Source organism: Streptomyces sp. NPDC046831, from assembly GCF_040645305.1.
Taxonomy (GTDB): domain Bacteria; phylum Actinomycetota; class Actinomycetes; order Streptomycetales; family Streptomycetaceae; genus Streptomyces.
Window position 1 is genome coordinate 85,181 of record NZ_JBEYXZ010000021.1, and the last position, 14,813, is coordinate 99,993.

Below are 14,813 nucleotides of genomic sequence, written 5' to 3' on the forward strand. Positions count from 1 at the left end.
CGGGAGGCGTCCCGGCCCGTCCGGTGCGGATCGTCACGCGGGTGGTGCCGCCCCGGTGGGGACGTGCCGGGTGAACTCGTCATGGCCCGGCCAGGACAGGACGATCTCGCCGTCCACCAGACGGGCCTGGGCGAGGACGGGGGTGAGGTCGCGTGTCCGGGCCGCCGCCAGCGCCTCGGCGGGGGTGGCGTGCGGGGCCAGCCGGCGCAGGGTCGCGATGGTGGGCGGCATCATCAGCAGCTCGCCCCTGTCGTACGCGGCCGCCGCGTCGCCGGGACGGATCCACACCGTGCGGTCGGCCTCCGTGGAGGCGTTCCGGGTGCGCTGGCCCTCCGGGAGCGCGGCCACGAAGAACCAGGTGTCGTAGCGGCGGGACTCGAACTCGGGGGTGATCCAGCGGGCCCAGGGGCCCAGCAGGTCCGACCGCAGGGCCAGGCCCCGCCGGTCGAGGAACTCGGCGAAGGACAGCTCCCGCGCCACCAGGGCGGCGCGGTCCGCCTCCCAGTCGGCGCCCGTGGTGTCACCGACGACGGAGTCCGGCGTGGGACCGGCGAGCAGGACGCCCGCCTCCTCGTACGTCTCGCGCACGGCCGCGCAGACGATGGCCTGGGCGCCGGCCTCGTCGACGCCGAGCCGTTCGGCCCACCACGCGCGCGTGGGGCCCGCCCAGCGGATGTGGTGGTCGTCGTCGCGCGGGTCGACGCCACCGCCGGGGTACGCGTACGCGCCCCCGGCGAAGGCCATGGAGGCCCGCCTGCGCAGCATGTGGACGACCGGACCGGCGCCGGTGTCCTTCAGGAGCATGACGGTGGCCGCACGCCTCGGAACGACCGGGGTGAGGGTGCCGTCGGCCAGCGCGCGGATGCGGTCCGGCCAGTCCTCGGGGAACCACTGCCCATTCGCCATGGGCGGAGGCTATCCCGTGGTGAGCGAATGTTCGAGAGGCGCCCGGGGCCGGGGCCGGCTCCTCACGGAACCAGCTCGACCTGGACCTCGACCTCCACCGGCGCGTCCAGCGGCAGCACCGCCACGCCGACCGCGCTTCGCGCGTGCACGCCCTTGTCGCCCAGCACCTCGCCCAGCAGCTCGCTGGCGCCGTTGACGACGCCGGGCTGGCCGGTGAAGTCGGCGGCCGAGGCGACGAAGCCGACCACCTTCACCACGCGCGCGATGCGGTCCAGGTCGCCCGCGACGGACTTCACGGCCGCGAGGGCGTTCAGCGCACAGGTGCGCGCCAGCTCCTTGGCCTCCTCCGGCGTGACCTCCAGGCCCACCTTGCCGGTGACCGGGAGCTTGCCCTCCACCATCGGCAGCTGGCCGGAGGTGTAGACGTAGGGGCCGGACTGCACGGCGGGCTGGTAGGAGGCCAGCGGCGGCACGACCGCGGGCAGCGTCAGGCCCAGCTCGGCCAGCCTCGCCTCGACCGCGCTCATACCTGCTTCTCCCGCTTCAGATAGGCCACCAGCTGCTCCGGGTTCGGCCCGGGCACGACCTGGACGAGCTCCCAGCCGTCCTCGCCCCAGGTGTCCAGGATCTGCTTGGTGGCGTGGACGAGCAGCGGCACGGTTGCGTATTCCCACTTGGTCATGGGGGCGACTGTAGCCGCTGTTGTCCACAGCCTCCCGCGTAGGCCGGGCGCTGACTGGTTAGGCTCGAAGACGTGAGCAGGCTCCAGGTCGTCAGCGGCAAGGGCGGGACCGGAAAGACGACGGTCGCCGCCGCCCTCGCGCTGGCCCTGGCCACGGCGGGGAAGCGAACGCTCCTCGTCGAGGTCGAGGGCCGGCAGGGCATCGCACAGCTCTTCGAGACGGAGGCATTGCCCTATGAGGAGCGAAAGATCGCGGTGGCTCCCGGGGGCGGGGAGGTGTACGCACTCGCCATAGACCCCGAACTGGCCCTTCTGGAGTACCTCCAGATGTTCTACAAGCTCGGCAGCGCCGGCCGGGCCCTGAAGAAGATCGGCGCGATCGACTTCGCCACCACCATCGCGCCCGGCGTGCGGGACGTCCTGCTGACCGGCAAGGCGTGCGAGGCGGTGCGGCGCAAGGACAGGAGCGGCGGCTTCGTCTACGACTACGTCGTCATGGACGCACCCCCGACCGGGCGCATCACCCGCTTCCTCAACGTCAACGACGAGGTCGCCGGCCTCGCCAGGATCGGCCCCATCCACAACCAGGCGCAGGCGGTGATGCGGGTGCTGAAGTCGGCGGAGACCGCCGTGCACCTGGTGACGCTGCTGGAGGAGATGCCCGTCCAGGAGACCGTGGACGGGATCGCCGAACTGCGCGCCGCCCGCCTGCCGGTGGGACGGGTCGTCGTGAACATGGTCCGGCCGCGGATACTGGACGGCGCCGACCTCGACCTGGTCCGCACCGTCCCCCGCGCCGGCCTCGCCCGGTCACTGTCGGCCGCCGGGCTCGGCGGCGCGCGGCGCGGCGGGAACGCCGAGCGGCTGGTGGACCCGCTGCTGGAGCAGGCCGAGGAGTACGCCGAGCGGTACCTGCTGGAGGAGGAGCAGCGCTCCGCCCTCGGGGAACTCGGACTGCCGTTGCACGAACTGCCGCTGCTCGCCGAGGGCATGGACCTCGCGGGCCTGTACGAACTGGCGACCGAGCTGCGGAAGCAGGGGATGTCATGAGCCCGGATCCGGCCCCCGCGCGGGAGACCGCGGTGCCCTCGACCCACGCGCACGACCCGTCGCGCCCGCACACGCACGACTCCGCCCGCCGGCTGGCGCCGACGCGCGTGCTGGACGTCGATCCGCTCCTGGACGACCCGAAGACGCGGATCGTCGTGTGCTGCGGCTCCGGCGGGGTGGGCAAGACCACCACGGCGGCGGCCCTCGGGCTGCGCGCCGCCGAGCGCGGCCGCAAGGTGGTGGTCCTCACCATCGACCCGGCCCGCCGGCTCGCCCAGTCCATGGGCATCGACTCCCTCGACAACGTCCCGCGCCGCGTGAAGGGCACGGAGGGCGACGGGGAGCTGCACGCCATGATGCTCGACATGAAGCGCACCTTCGACGAGGTCGTGGAGGCGCACGCGGACCCCGACCGGGCGGCCGCGATCCTGGCCAACCCCTTCTACCAGTCGCTCTCGGCGGGCTTCGCGGGCACGCAGGAGTACATGGCGATGGAGAAGCTCGGCCAGCTGCGGGCCAGGGACGAGTGGGACCTCATCGTCGTCGACACACCGCCGTCGCGGTCGGCGCTGGACTTCCTGGACGCGCCGAAACGGCTCGGCTCCTTCCTCGACGGCCGGCTGATCCGTCTGCTGACGGCCCCGGCCAAGCTGGGCGGCCGCGCGGGCATGAAGTTCCTCAACGTCGGCATGTCGATGATGACCGGCACCCTCGGCAAGCTGCTGGGCGGTCAGCTGCTCAAGGACGTCCAGACGTTCGTGGCCGCGATGGACACCACGTTCGGCGGCTTCCGTACGCGCGCGGACGCCACGTACAAGCTGCTCCAGGCACCCGGGACGGCGTTCCTGGTGGTCGCGGCCCCGGAGCGGGACGCGCTGCGGGAGGCCGCGTACTTCGTGGAGCGGCTGGCCGCGGAGCGGATGCCGCTCGCCGGTCTGGTGCTCAACCGGGTGCACGGCAGCGGCGCCGACGGGCTGTCGGCCGAACGGGCTGTCGCCGCCGCGGAAAATCTTGAGGACGCCCGCATTGTGGATCAGGGGGACGGGAAAGCAAGACTTCGTAACTCTCCCGACACGTACGGCGGTTCGTACTCTCCCGCATCCGGCGCACCGGTTCCCGACGACGGCTCCCCCGCCGACCAGGACCTCTCCGGCGCGCACGGCACGGCTGGGCGGGACGCGGCCGCGCAGGAATCCGACACGCTGGAACCGGACGCGCAGGCCCCGGGTGGGAAGGGCTCGGAGAAGGACTCGGACCCCGGCCGGGACCGCGCCGGCCTGGCGGACCCCCAGGAGGCCGGGCTCGACGGGTCCGGCGCACCTGACGAGTCCGTCGACCGCGTCGCGGCGGGCCTGTTGAGGCTGCACGCCGAGCGCATGCACCTGCTCTCGCGCGAGCAGCGCACCCGCGACCGCTTCACCGCGCTGCACCCGGAGGTCGCGGTGGCCGAAGTGGCCGCGCTGCCCGGCGACGTGCACGACCTGGCGGGACTGCGGGACATCGGGAACCGGCTCGCGGACAACCGGCGCGAGCTTCCCGACCCGACCGGCTGACCGCGAAGGCGGCCCCGGCTGCCTTCACCTCACCCCGGCGGGCGCGCGCGTCCCGCGCCGATCAGGGGCGCGCGTCCAACGCCCCTGTCTCGGCACGCACCCGGCCGCCGGCTCCGGACGCCGCGTGCCGAGGCCCCGGCAGGAAGCGTCTCCCGGGGCCTTAGCGACGCACCCGGCACCGGCTCCCGCCTTCCGCAGTTCCGGACGGGGCGCCCTCAGGGGGCCGGGTAGGCTCCCTCAGCCCACGGCCGCGAAGTCCTCGTACACCTGGTCGTCGTCGAGGGGCACCAGGCCGACCCCGCGCTCGTACTCCGTCCGAGCCGTCTCCAGCAGCCGGCGCCACGAGGTGACGGTCGGCCGCCGGCGCAGCAGCGCACGGCGTTCCCGCTCCGTCATGCCACCCCACACGCCGAACTCGACACGGTTGTCGAGCGCGTCGGCGAGGCACTCGGTGCGCACCGGGCAACCCGTGCACACCGCCTTGGCCCTGTTCTGCGCTGCTCCCTGTACGAACAGTTCATCCGGATCGGTAGTGCGGCAGGCCGCCTGCGCACTCCAGTCGGTTACCCAGCCCATACCGGCGCCGTCCTCTCCCGAATCGAGGCTCCCCCACGGCGGCAGCGGCATATTCACCGCCGCCAGTTGAGGACGTTACGGAAGGCGGGCACAGCGCAACACCCCCAGCGGGCCCAATCTTGAATGGTCCGAACGGACTATGGGTAAGCGGCAGATCACCCGGGGGAGTGAGCTGGCGACATGCGCGACGTTCCAGGCATCGCGGGATGATTCCGTCGCGCCGCACCGGATGCCGCACGGCACTCGAGACGGTTTCCGGGCACGCTCTCCACCCGGCCTCAGCGCGCTCCGGCACCCCCGGACACGCCCGGCGAAGAAAACCGGGCCGGACGCGGAACGTTCCGATGCCGTCACACGTATTGATAGGTGGCCGCACAGCTGTGACAGTCGAGAGCAGCTTAGGCCAATGCCTTCGCGCGTGTCCGGCGATTGAGAACGTAGACACCTCACGTTGCTATGCCGTCAAGCGGGTCGGCCGTGAGGGCCGGGGTCTTCGAACAGTTCTGACCGGGCTTGGAGAGAATCCCGGCATGGCGATGGCACGGCACTGGTACTCCTCTTCGCCCGTCGTGGACGGGCACCCGCTCTTGGATGAGCCGGGCTTCTGGCCTGCGTACTTGGCGGACCTGGCCGAGGGGTTCGCGCCCGAGGCCTTCGGGGCGGACGCCGGCGACGCTGACGCCGCGCTGGAGACGCTCCACGACCCGTCGGCGTGGCCCATGTTCACGGTGCCGCTGGTCGGCGGCTTCGCGATCGTCGTGCACTTCAACAGCGGCGAGGAGTTCACGACCACGGACTACTTCCTCACGCATCCCGACTGGAGCCAGGACCTCGTCCTGGCCAGTGACGATCAGGACCGCATCGGCCCCGGGCTGTGCTGGCCCGAGCTCGCCGCCCTGGTGGAGGCACCACCGGGTGCGGCAGGAGTCACCGACCCTCACGCCCGTCTCCTCCTTCTTCTGCCGGTCCTCGGCGACACGGCAGTTCCGGAGGGGGCCGTTTCGGCAGTGGTCGAGGCTCTGGTCGAACAGGGTGCGCCCGAGGCGAGCGAGGCGTTGGCCAGACAGCTGCTTCAGGGGCATCCCATGTGGGGCGCCGAGGAGTGGTGGTTCGACGACGACGAGCAGAGCTGGCTCTGCGAGGGCGAGCACAGCCCCCGCAAGACCCCTCTGGGCGACCATCTACCGCCACGACAGCGAGCCGCTCTCGAAGCCTGTCTCACTCCCCGCTGACCGGTCCAAGCCGCCGTGACAACGGCCTCGGTGGAAGAGGCCCCGAAGGCGAGCGACTCGTCGTAGGTCGTGCCCTGCTCCAGGCAGTGGTAGAGCTGTCCGATCATACGGTTGAAGAGGTTGCGCTGGGCGGCTGCGTGCCAGTCGCCTTGTTCGCGTCGGCGCCGGTAGTGGGCGTTGGCCCCGGTGGATGCTCGTAGGGAGGCGAAGGCCCAGAGGTAGCCGGCGTGATTGAGCCCGTCGTTCTTCACCCAGCGTCTGGTGATGGCGGACTTCTTGCCGGAGGCGCGGGTGATGGGTGAGGAGCCGGCGTAGGCCTTCAGTCCGCGGGCGACGGCGAAGCGGGTGCGGTCGTCGCCGATCTCGGCCAGGACACGGGCGGCGAGCTGGATGCCGAGGCCGGGGAAGCTCAGCAGGACCTCCGCGTCCGGGTGCTGCGGGAAGGCCTCTTCCACCGCTTCGGCGAGCTGGTCGGCGGCGGTGCAGGCGGCGTGTAGCCGGCCGCGTCGTCGGTGATGTGCCGCTTGGCGAGCAGCTGGCCGGTGTCGTCGACCAGGGCGACGTCGTGGGTTCGTTCCGCCCAGTCGATTCCGCAGTAGATCAAGGTTCACCTCCCCAGAGTTCGGTGTTTGCGCTGGTCACGAGCGCATGCGGGCCACGCAGCGACCTAATCCCAGGCCTCGACCGCACCACGGCCGGGCCGCCACCTCACTAGCCGTTCGTGGCACCAGCGCATCCCACGGGCCCCCGTCTATGCGGGAGCTCAGACGGCTCGGGCGTATCAAGAGGGCACCGTGCGATGGGCTCGCACCACCAAAGCCAACGAGTGATCAAGACGCTTGGGATTGACGACGCCAGGTCTCAGCCGAGGCCTCATGGGCCAGGCTGGCTTCAGGAATCCGTCCGGCGCCGACGAAGGTAGTGGCGGCCACGAGAACGCCGGGCGCCGCACGGTCTGCCATTAGGCATCGAAGCCCGGCATGCATCAGGCATCCGCCCAGCGCCCACGTGACCGCCACCACCATTCGCACCAGACCGAGCACCGATCTACGTTGAGGCCTCGACAGCCCGGCTGCACCTGGATGTCACGGTCTGGTACTCGAACGCTCCGAGAAGCACCCGCTCCTGCGGAACGCTCATAACTACGGATTAGGCTGCCCCCATGCCAAAGAAGCGCTCGGGCGGTGGTCAGTCGCCAACGCAGCAGGCCGCCAAGTTCCTCGGTGTCAGTGTGCTCGCGGGAGCGGTCATGGCGGGCATCGCGCTGCCCGCGGCCGGCGCGCTGGGACTGGCGGCCAAGGGGTCGGTCGAGGGATTCGACGAGATTCCGGCCAACCTCAAGCGCCCGCCGCTGAGCCAGCGCACCACCATCCTGGACAGCAAGGGCGGCCGGCTCGCGCAGGTGTACTCGCGCGACCGCACGGTGGTCGAGCTCAAGGACATGTCGCCGTACATGCAGAAGGCGATCGTCGCCATCGAGGACTCGCGCTTCTACGACCACGGCGCGATCGACCTGAAGGGCATCCTGCGCGCGCTCAACAAGAACGCGCAGAGCGGCGGCGTCGCCCAGGGAGCCTCCACCCTCACGCAGCAGTACGTGAAGAACGTCTTCGTCGAGGAGGCCGGCGACGACCCGACGAAGGTCGCCCAGGCCACCCAGCAGACCCTCGGCCGCAAGGTCAAGGAACTGAAGTACGCGATCCAGGTCGAGCAGGAACTCGGCAAGAAGAAGATCCTCGAGAACTACCTGAACATCACCTACTTCGGTGAGCAGGCCTACGGCGTCGAGGCCGCCTCCCAGCGCTACTTCTCCAAGCACGCCAAGGACCTGAAGCTGCAGGAGGCGGCGCTGCTGGCCGGCATCGTCCAGTCGCCGAGCCGCTACGACCCGGTCAACGACGTGGCCGAGGCGACCAAGCGGCGCAACGTCGTCCTGCAGCGCATGGCCGAGGTCGGCGACATCTCCCAGGCGGAGGCCGACAGGGCGAGGAAGACGCCGGTGGAGCTGAAGGTCACCCAGCCCCGCAACGGCTGCATCACGGCCGCCAAGGGCGCCGGCTTCTTCTGCAAGTACGTCGAGCAGATCTTCCTCAACGACCCGGTCTTCGGCAAGACCCGGGAGAAGCGGGCCAAGGTCTGGAACCAGGGCGGCCTGACCATCCGTACGACGCTGGACCCGCAGGCCCAGGAATCCGTGCAGGCCTCCCTGAAGCAGCACGTCTACAAGTCGGACAAGGTCGCGGCGGCCGCCGTGCTGGTCGAGCCCGGCACCGGCAGGGTCGTCGGAATGGGCCAGTCCAAGCCCTACGGCTACGGCAAGAACGAGACCGAGATCAACTACTCGGTCGGCAGCGACCGGGGCGGCTCGAACTTCGGCTTCCCGACCGGTTCGACGTTCAAGCCGTTCGTCGCGGCCGCCGCGCTGGAGCAGGGCAAGCCGGTCACGCAGGAATACCCGTCGCCGTACAAGATGGAGTACCCGAGCCCGGTCCGGGCGTGCGACGGCAAGCGCTGGGTCAACGACAAGCGCTACACGGTGGAGAACGAGAGCGAGACCGAGGTCGGCCCCTACCGGATGAAGGAGGCGATGGCCAAGTCCGTCAACACCTACTTCGTCCAGATGATCTCCGACGTCGGCCTCTGCCCGGTGGTCCGGATGACCGACAAGCTGCACGTGGTGCAGGGCAACGGCGACAAGCTGCCGCAGGCGCCCGCCATCGCGCTCGGCTCGAAGGGCATCTCCCCGCTGACCATGGCGACGGCGTACGCCACCTTCGCCAACCGGGGCACGTACTGCTCGCCGGTCGCCATCGAGTCGATCACGCAGCGCATCGCCGACAAGGAGAAGTCGCTCGCCGTGCCGAAGTCGACGTGCGAGCGGGCCATGTCCGAGAGGACCGCGGACACCGTCAACACGCTGCTGCAGGGCGTGGTCGACTCCGGCACGGGCCAGCAGGCCGGCCTCTCCGACCGCGACAACGCCGGCAAAACCGGTACGACGGACGAGCGGAAGAACGCCTGGTTCGTCGGCTACACGCCGAACCTGTCGGGCGCGGTCTGGGTGGGCAGCGCCTCCCAGCAGGTCAAGATGACCAACATCAGCATCGGCGGCGTCTACAACGCCCTCGTCTACGGCGGTCAGGTCCCCGGCCCGATCTGGCGGGACGCCATGAACGGCGCGCTCGCGGGCAAGGACGCGCCGTCCTTCCACCTCGTCGACATCCCGGACCTGGACAAGGACAAGGACCGGGAGAGGGGCCGGGACCGGGGCCGGGGCGACGACCGCCACGACCGGGACGACGGCGGCAACGGCGACGCCGGCGGCATCGGCGGTTTCATCGGCGGCCTGACCGGCGGCGGCACGAACGGCGGCACCGAACCCGAGCCCACCATCTCCCTGCCGGGCGGCTTCTTCCAGGGCCAGGACGGCGGCGGCTTCGGCGGCAACGGCAACGGCGGCCGCCGCTGACCACAGCGCCCCCGGCCACGACGACGGCCCCTCCCCCTCCGGTGACTCGCTCGCCGGGGAGGAAGGGGCCGATGTCGTCGGGGGCTGCCGCGCCGCACCCGCCGGCCGGGCCGGGGCGGCGGCCGAGGAGGCCACTCGACCGGAGGCGTCCTGGAACGTCAGGGGCCCGTCTGCGGCCGGAGACGTCCTGGAACGTCAGAGGCCCGTCAGCGGCCGGAGAGGCGCTGGAACGTCAGGAGCCCTCTGCGGCCGGAGACGACCTGGAACGTTCCGGCGTCCCGCAGCGGCCGGAGGCGTCAGCCGGCCAGCAGCTTCTTGACCACCGCGGCGACGCGACCGCCCTCGGCCTGCCCCGCCACCTTGGGATTCACGATCTTCATGACCGCGCCCATGGCCCGCGGCCCCTCGGCGCCGGCCGCCTTCGCCTCCTCGACGGCCTGTGCGACGATCTCGCCCAGCTCCTCGTCGGTCAGCTGCTTGGGCAGGTACGCGGCGAGGACCTCACCCTCGGCCTTCTCCCGCTCGGCCTGCTCGGTCCGGCCACCCTGCGCGAAGGCCTCCGCCGCCTCACGGCGCTTCTTGGCCTCCTTGGTGATCACCTTCAGCACCTCGTCGTCGGAGAGCTCGCGCTTCTCCTTGCCCGCGACCTCCTCCTTGGTGATCGCGGCGAGCGTCAGCCGGAGCGTCGAGGAGCGGAGCTCGTCGCGCTCCTTGATCGCGGCGTTGAGGTCGTCGTGCAGCTTCGACTTGAGCGTGGTCATGCATCGATTGTCGCAGCTCCGAAGACGCGGCCGCGCGCCGATTTCCCCCGGCCCACGGGCGGGTTGACCACCGGGCGCTCCCCTGGCTGATTACCGCTGCGTCCCGCGGGCCTGACACGATGGACTCATGCGCGCGCGATACGGAGTTCCCCTGGGCATCACGGCGGTCGCAGCCGCCGGTCTTCTCTACTCCGCGGGCTTCGAGGCCCGCTCCTTCCGCCTGCGACGGGTGACCGTCCCCGTCCTGCCCTCCGGGATGCGTCCCCTGCGTGTACTGCAGGTCTCCGACATCCACATGGTCGGCGGGCAGCGCAAGAAGCAGCGCTGGCTGCGCTCGCTGGCGGGTCTGCGTCCCGACTTCGTGATCAACACCGGGGACAACCTGTCCGACTCGGAGGGCGTGCCGGAGGTCCTGGACGCGCTGGGCCCCCTGATGGAGTACCCGGGCGCGTACGTCTTCGGCTCGAACGACTACTACGGCCCCAGGCCCCGCAACCCCGCCCGCTACCTGGTCGAGAAGGTGCAGGGCCGCCACGGCCTGAACGGCAACCCGCCGGCCGTCGGCGTGGTGCACAACCCGTGGGAGGACCTGCGCGACAGCTTCGACGCGGCGGGCTGGCTCAACCTCACCAACACCCGGGGCACCCTGAAGATCGAGGGCGTCTCGGTGGAGCTGACGGGCCTGGACGACCCGCACATCAAGCGCGACCGGTACGCGCGGGTGGCCGGCGGCCCCTCGGGCGCGGCGGACTTCTCGATGGGCGTGGTGCACGCGCCGTACCTGCGCGTTCTCGACGCGTTCGCCGCGGACGCCTACCCGCTGATCCTCGCCGGCCACACCCACGGCGGCCAGCTCTGCGTTCCCTTCTACGGGGCGCTGGTGACCAACTGCGACCTGGACACGGACCGCGTGAAGGGCCTGTCCACCCATACGGCCGAGGGCCACACGTCCTACCTCCACGTCTCGGCGGGCTGCGGCACCAACCGCTACACCCCGGTCCGCTTCGCCTGCCCCCCGGAGGCGACCCTGCTGACACTGGTGGAGCGGGACTGACGGGGCCGGGGCGGTACGGGGCGGCTTGGAGAAACGTAACGGCTGTACGGGGCGAAGACGCGACCAGCCGAGCGGGGCAAGGACGCGGGCCGGCCGGACGCCGGGGGCATGACCTCGCCTACGGCCATGGACATGCGGAGCCTCCCCGCAGGGCCGGCGAGTCGCGGCTGATGCCTCCCTCCCCGTCCCGGCGCTCGCCGGCGCGCCGCGGCGATCACACCCGTCCGCCCCCCTGACGACGGCCGCCGCCTGCGGGTCACCGCCGCAGCAGTCGGCGCGGCACCCGCCCACTGGGCCTCATCCTCCCCGCCCTCGCCCACGCGCTGGTGACCCTCGGCGCGGCCCGCCGCATCCCGGCCCGCCGTCGCCGCAACAACCGGATTTCGTCTCCGGCCCCCGGTGGGCTAAAGTAAACGTCGTCGCCGCGAGAGCAGCGACGATCGGGGTGTAGCGCAGCTTGGCAGCGCGCTTCGTTCGGGACGAAGAGGTCGTGGGTTCAAATCCCGCCACCCCGACACAGGTCAGAGGCCCATTCACGTGATCGTGAATGGGCCTCTGAGTGTTTGTACAGCAGCGGAGTACAGCAACCGTTATGGCTCTTGAAGGCCGTCCCCGTCCGGCCGCTCCTCCCGCTTGCGTTTGCCCTTCTTCTTGCCGTCCCTCTGCTTGCTGCCGCCCAGAGCCTTCCCGAGCTTCCGGAGGGCCCGCCGGGTGTCCGCCGAGGGCACGTGCGTGTAGACCTCCATGGTCACCGCGATCTCGGAGTGGCGGAGGATCTGCATCGCGATCCGAGGGTGGACGTCGAGGGCGGCGAGGAGCGAGGCGCACGTGTGGCGGGTGTCGTGCACGCGGATCCGCCGGACGCCGGCACGCTCGCAGCGGCGGTCAAACTCGCGAGTGAAGTTCCGAGGCTCCACCGGGGTGCCGTTGCGGGTGGTGAAGACGAGGTCCGATTCCGTCCAGAGATCCGCGGCCCGCTCCCTCGCCACCTCCTGCTCCTTCTTACGGAGCCGAAGCGCCGCCAAGCAGATGTCCGGCAGCGGAAGCACCGCCTCGGACGCCTCTGTCTTGGCCGTGTCGGTGTGGAGCAGGCGCCGGCGAACTCGCTGCAGCTGGTGGCGGATGTGCAGCTCTCCCGTATCAAGGTTCACGTCCGACCAGGTCAGTCCCAGAACCTCACCCTTGCGCAGCCCCAGGACGAGGATCAGCACGTACGCGGCGTACAGGTAGTCACGCCACATCTGCGCGTTCTCCAGGAAGGAGCAAGCCTCCTCGACGGACCACGGGTCCGGCCGCTTGCGCCGGGCCCGCTGCACCTTCACGAGCTGGGCGACGTTCTTCGAAATACGCTCTTCCACCATGGCGTTGGTCAGCGCGCTGCGGAGGATCGTCCGGGCATCGTTGACCGAGCGCTTCGAAAGCGTCTGCCTGCAGCACTCCCCCTTGGCACAGCAGCGCTGGCGCTCCTCGGGCCGCTTGGCGTCCTTGCCCTGGGCGCAGCACTGGCAGGTCTCGGCGAGCCTGTTGAGCCAGCCCCGCATGTCCTGAACGGTCAGCCGGTCGAGCCGCTTCGCGCCGAGGAGCGGGACGACGTACAGGCGCACGGTCGTCTCGTACGTGGCGGCGGTGAGCGGCCGGAGGTTGGGTTCCACGACCTCCTTGAGCCAGTACGCCAGGTAGTTCGCGAGGGTCGGCGTGCTGGTCGCCACCGGCCCCTTCTTGGCCTCGTTGTGGAGCTTGAGCCACTTCTCGTGGACGTCCTTGCGGGTGGGGCCGTAGACGTACTTGCGCTTGCGGTTGCCGTCCGGAGTGGTCACCCAGACGTAGGCAGCGAAGCCGTTCCTGTACGGGTAGATGGACCCCTCGCCGTTGCCTCGCTTCCCACTCACGCGGACCATCCCTCGACGGCTTCGGAGGTGCAACGGCTCACATACTCGTCCACCCAGTCCGGGAGGATGCGGCGGTTCCGGCCGATCTTGACCGAGCGGATCTCGCCCGTGAGCACGAGCATCTTGGTCTTGGAAAGGCTGAAGCCCAGCATCTCGGCGACCTCAGCCGTCGTATGCCATTTCCGCTGGATCATCACCGAGGTCATGCGGTCGGTCCTCCTTCACTTACAGGGGCGGATTGACGAGTAGCGGCGAGCCAGGTCTCTGCAGCCGTCAGGCCAGTGCCGGCGAAGACCCAGTGCGAGAGGACGAGCACGGTGTCCGGGTCGGGTAGCGGGTGGCCGGCCTCGACGGCGCGTTCGCGGGCCAGGGCTTCGTTGTGGTCGGCGCGTTCCTGGCGGAGGGCGCCGAGGGTGACGGAGTAGGCGCGGGACTTGGTGGAGAAGTGGCCGCGGAAGCCGAGCATGTGGGCCCACTTGCGCAGGCGCAGAGGCTCGAGTTCGGGCAGCGCGCCGAGGTGCCAGCAGGTGAGGATCATCCGCCGGGCGTGGTCGGTGACGCCGGAGCCGATCAGGTCGGTGATCGGGTTGCGGATGGGCCGGTCGAGGGTGCCGGCGGTTTCGGCGCCCTTGGTGGCGTACTTGGCGATGTAGGCGGCCACGGCGCGGCTGGACAGTTCCGAGGTGCCCGCGAAGTCGGCGGAGAGGATGGGGCGGATGTCGAGCTGTTCGCCGAAACAGAAGGCGCATTCGTGCCCGTCGAGGACGGGACCGGGTGCCTCGGCCATCCGGGCCGCGGAGCGGATCGCGTCGGTGAGCAGTTGCGTGGTGGCCCAGGCCGGCGGGGTGTCCTCGGCGCCGTCCGGGCCGTCGAGGCGGATGACGGCGTGGAAGTGGACGGCGCCGCGCCGCTGGTACTCGGCGACCTTGGCGTAGGAGACCTTGAGGCAGTCGCGCAGCTCCGTGCGGGTGAGGCCCGCACGGGAGGCGAGGTGCTGGCGCAGGTAGGTGGTGAAGCGGGCCCACAGGGCCCCGGCGTGCGCGTTCCACAGGACGGCCGCGCGGTAGTCGTAGCGGTCCGGGTCCAGGGGCGTGCCGAGGGCGGGGTCGTCGTCGGGGTGGAGGCGTCCGCAGCGGCACCGGCCGCCGCCGGGGCGGTTGTGGACGGGGCCGAAGGACGGGGCGGTGAAGGTGGCGAAGACGCGCGGGTGCTGGGCGACGGACGGGCCGATGCCCTTGCCGCCGCTCAGTCCGGCGGTGACCAGGTGGAAGGTGTCTTTGCGGTAGATCTCGGCGCAGGAGGCGCACCGGGTGGCGCGGCGGTTGTTGCAGCGGATGAGGAGTTGTCCGGCCGGGAGGTCGCGGTCGGCGATCTCGCGGACGATCTCTCCGGTGGCGGCGTGGACGTCGAGCCGGTGGCCCTCCATCCGGACGGGCCGCTCGCAGCCGCCGAGGCGTTGGATCTGGTGGGCGTAGGCGCTGAGGTCGCCGTGCTGGGCGAGTGCTGCCAGCTGGCGGATGGCTGCGGTCGGAGCCGCAGGGGGCATGGGCGGGTTCCTCCTTGCAGGGAGTGGACGTACGGTGCGGAAGCCCGGCCTGTCGAGGGGGCTAGACAGCATGGGCAGGCCGGGCGGGCGGAGCT

General features: G+C 70.9%; 14 protein-coding genes, 1 tRNA gene and 1 pseudogene. 6 read left to right on the forward strand and 10 right to left on the reverse strand.

What is annotated here, in order from left to right; genetic code table 11:
- Window positions 1-33: 33 nt before the first annotated feature.
- The 3 genes from ABZ920_RS19225 to ABZ920_RS19235 all read right to left on the reverse strand — a co-directional run bounded on the left by ABZ920_RS19225 (window position 34) and on the right by ABZ920_RS19235 (window position 1,588).
- Window positions 34-906 (reverse strand): NUDIX hydrolase, encoded by an 873-nt coding sequence (locus ABZ920_RS19225; protein ID WP_361505950.1) that lies wholly within the window; start codon window positions 904-906, stop codon window positions 34-36.
- 62 nt (window positions 907-968) lie between these two features.
- Window positions 969-1,433, reverse strand: coding sequence for a RidA family protein (locus ABZ920_RS19230; protein WP_361505953.1), 465 nt, complete (start codon window positions 1,431-1,433; stop codon window positions 969-971).
- Window positions 1,430-1,588, reverse strand: a complete 159-nt coding sequence (locus ABZ920_RS19235; RefSeq protein WP_361505956.1) for a DUF4177 domain-containing protein — start codon at window positions 1,586-1,588, stop codon at window positions 1,430-1,432. Before ABZ920_RS19235 ends, ABZ920_RS19230 begins: the two co-directional genes overlap by 4 nt.
- Before the next feature lie 72 nt (window positions 1,589-1,660).
- On the opposite strand from ABZ920_RS19235, the gene ABZ920_RS19240 reads away from it, so the two are divergent.
- Window positions 1,661-2,638 (forward strand): ArsA-related P-loop ATPase, encoded by a 978-nt coding sequence (locus ABZ920_RS19240; RefSeq protein WP_361505959.1) that lies wholly within the window; start codon window positions 1,661-1,663, stop codon window positions 2,636-2,638.
- A complete protein-coding gene (locus tag ABZ920_RS19245; RefSeq protein WP_361505962.1) occupies window positions 2,635-4,191 on the forward strand; it encodes an ArsA family ATPase in 1,557 nt (518 codons plus the stop codon). The genes ABZ920_RS19240 and ABZ920_RS19245 overlap by 4 nt, the downstream gene beginning before the upstream one ends.
- 237 nt (window positions 4,192-4,428) lie before the next feature.
- On the opposite strand, the gene wblA is transcribed toward ABZ920_RS19245, so the two are convergent.
- Window positions 4,429-4,767 carry a transcriptional regulator WblA gene (gene wblA / locus ABZ920_RS19250; protein ID WP_361505964.1) on the reverse strand — a complete coding sequence of 113 codons (339 nt, stop codon included), beginning with the start codon at window positions 4,765-4,767 and terminating at the stop codon, window positions 4,429-4,431.
- 530 nt (window positions 4,768-5,297) lie between these two features.
- On the opposite strand from wblA, the gene ABZ920_RS19255 reads away from it, so the two are divergent.
- On the forward strand, window positions 5,298-5,999 hold the full coding sequence (locus ABZ920_RS19255; RefSeq protein ID WP_361505967.1) for a hypothetical protein: 702 nt from the start codon (window positions 5,298-5,300) through the stop codon (window positions 5,997-5,999).
- 77 nt (window positions 6,000-6,076) lie between these two features.
- Here ABZ920_RS19255 and ABZ920_RS19260 read toward each other — a convergent pair.
- Window positions 6,077-6,499: pseudogene (locus ABZ920_RS19260) on the reverse strand (transposase); the annotation flags it as partial.
- Entirely contained in the window at window positions 6,409-6,603 is a 195-nt protein-coding gene (locus ABZ920_RS19265; RefSeq protein WP_361506064.1) for a hypothetical protein, read from the reverse strand. The gene ABZ920_RS19265 and the pseudogene ABZ920_RS19260, both read right to left, overlap by 91 nt.
- 558 nt (window positions 6,604-7,161) lie before the next feature.
- Here ABZ920_RS19265 and ABZ920_RS19270 point away from each other — a divergent pair.
- Window positions 7,162-9,468 (forward strand): transglycosylase domain-containing protein, encoded by a 2,307-nt coding sequence (locus tag ABZ920_RS19270; protein WP_361505970.1) that lies wholly within the window; start codon window positions 7,162-7,164, stop codon window positions 9,466-9,468.
- Window positions 9,469-9,764: 296 nt separating this feature from the next.
- On the opposite strand, the gene ABZ920_RS19275 is transcribed toward ABZ920_RS19270, so the two are convergent.
- The gene (locus ABZ920_RS19275; protein ID WP_361505973.1) at window positions 9,765-10,229 is read right to left on the reverse strand and encodes a GatB/YqeY domain-containing protein; all 465 of its coding nucleotides are present in this window, start codon (window positions 10,227-10,229) and stop codon (window positions 9,765-9,767) included.
- 127 nt (window positions 10,230-10,356) lie between these two features.
- Between ABZ920_RS19275 and ABZ920_RS19280 the strand changes: the two genes are divergently transcribed.
- Both ABZ920_RS19280 and ABZ920_RS19285 read left to right on the forward strand, forming a co-directional pair.
- A complete protein-coding gene (locus ABZ920_RS19280; RefSeq protein ID WP_361505976.1) occupies window positions 10,357-11,283 on the forward strand; it encodes a metallophosphoesterase in 927 nt (308 codons plus the stop codon).
- A gap of 441 nt (window positions 11,284-11,724) precedes the next feature.
- Window positions 11,725-11,798, forward strand: a tRNA-Pro gene (locus ABZ920_RS19285).
- A 75-nt stretch (window positions 11,799-11,873) separates the two neighbouring features.
- Here ABZ920_RS19285 and ABZ920_RS19290 read toward each other — a convergent pair.
- From ABZ920_RS19290 to ABZ920_RS19300, 3 genes are read right to left on the reverse strand one after another with little or no spacing between them, the layout of a single operon-like run.
- Window positions 11,874-13,181, reverse strand: a complete 1,308-nt coding sequence (locus ABZ920_RS19290) for a tyrosine-type recombinase/integrase (RefSeq protein WP_361505979.1) — start codon at window positions 13,179-13,181, stop codon at window positions 11,874-11,876.
- Complete coding sequence (locus ABZ920_RS19295) at window positions 13,169-13,378, reverse strand: excisionase family DNA-binding protein (RefSeq protein WP_361505982.1); 210 nt, start codon at window positions 13,376-13,378, stop codon at window positions 13,169-13,171. Before ABZ920_RS19295 ends, ABZ920_RS19290 begins: the two co-directional genes overlap by 13 nt.
- Window positions 13,375-14,718 (reverse strand): replication initiator, encoded by a 1,344-nt coding sequence (locus ABZ920_RS19300; protein WP_361505985.1) that lies wholly within the window; start codon window positions 14,716-14,718, stop codon window positions 13,375-13,377. The genes ABZ920_RS19295 and ABZ920_RS19300 overlap by 4 nt, the downstream gene beginning before the upstream one ends.
- Between the last annotated feature and the right edge of the window lie 95 nt (window positions 14,719-14,813).

Bases quoted from the DNA above. Each gene is read 5' to 3' on its own strand.
- ABZ920_RS19235 (WP_361505956.1), bottom strand. From the start codon at position 1,588: ATGACCAAGTGGGAATACGCAACCGTGCCGCTGCTCGTCCACGCCACC.
- ABZ920_RS19275 (WP_361505973.1), bottom strand. From the start codon at position 10,229: ATGACCACGCTCAAGTCGAAGCTGCACGACGACCTCAACGCCGCGATC.
- ABZ920_RS19270 (WP_361505970.1), top strand. From the start codon at position 7,162: ATGCCAAAGAAGCGCTCGGGCGGTGGTCAGTCGCCAACGCAGCAGGCC.
- ABZ920_RS19255 (WP_361505967.1), top strand. From the start codon at position 5,298: ATGGCGATGGCACGGCACTGGTACTCCTCTTCGCCCGTCGTGGACGGG.
- wblA (WP_361505964.1), bottom strand. From the start codon at position 4,767: ATGGGCTGGGTAACCGACTGGAGTGCGCAGGCGGCCTGCCGCACTACC.
- ABZ920_RS19295 (WP_361505982.1), bottom strand. From the start codon at position 13,378: ATGACCTCGGTGATGATCCAGCGGAAATGGCATACGACGGCTGAGGTC.
- ABZ920_RS19230 (WP_361505953.1), bottom strand. From the start codon at position 1,433: ATGAGCGCGGTCGAGGCGAGGCTGGCCGAGCTGGGCCTGACGCTGCCC.
- ABZ920_RS19290 (WP_361505979.1), bottom strand. From the start codon at position 13,181: ATGGTCCGCGTGAGTGGGAAGCGAGGCAACGGCGAGGGGTCCATCTAC.
- ABZ920_RS19280 (WP_361505976.1), top strand. From the start codon at position 10,357: ATGCGCGCGCGATACGGAGTTCCCCTGGGCATCACGGCGGTCGCAGCC.
- ABZ920_RS19225 (WP_361505950.1), bottom strand. From the start codon at position 906: ATGGCGAATGGGCAGTGGTTCCCCGAGGACTGGCCGGACCGCATCCGC.
- ABZ920_RS19300 (WP_361505985.1), bottom strand. From the start codon at position 14,718: ATGCCCCCTGCGGCTCCGACCGCAGCCATCCGCCAGCTGGCAGCACTC.
- ABZ920_RS19245 (WP_361505962.1), top strand. From the start codon at position 2,635: ATGAGCCCGGATCCGGCCCCCGCGCGGGAGACCGCGGTGCCCTCGACC.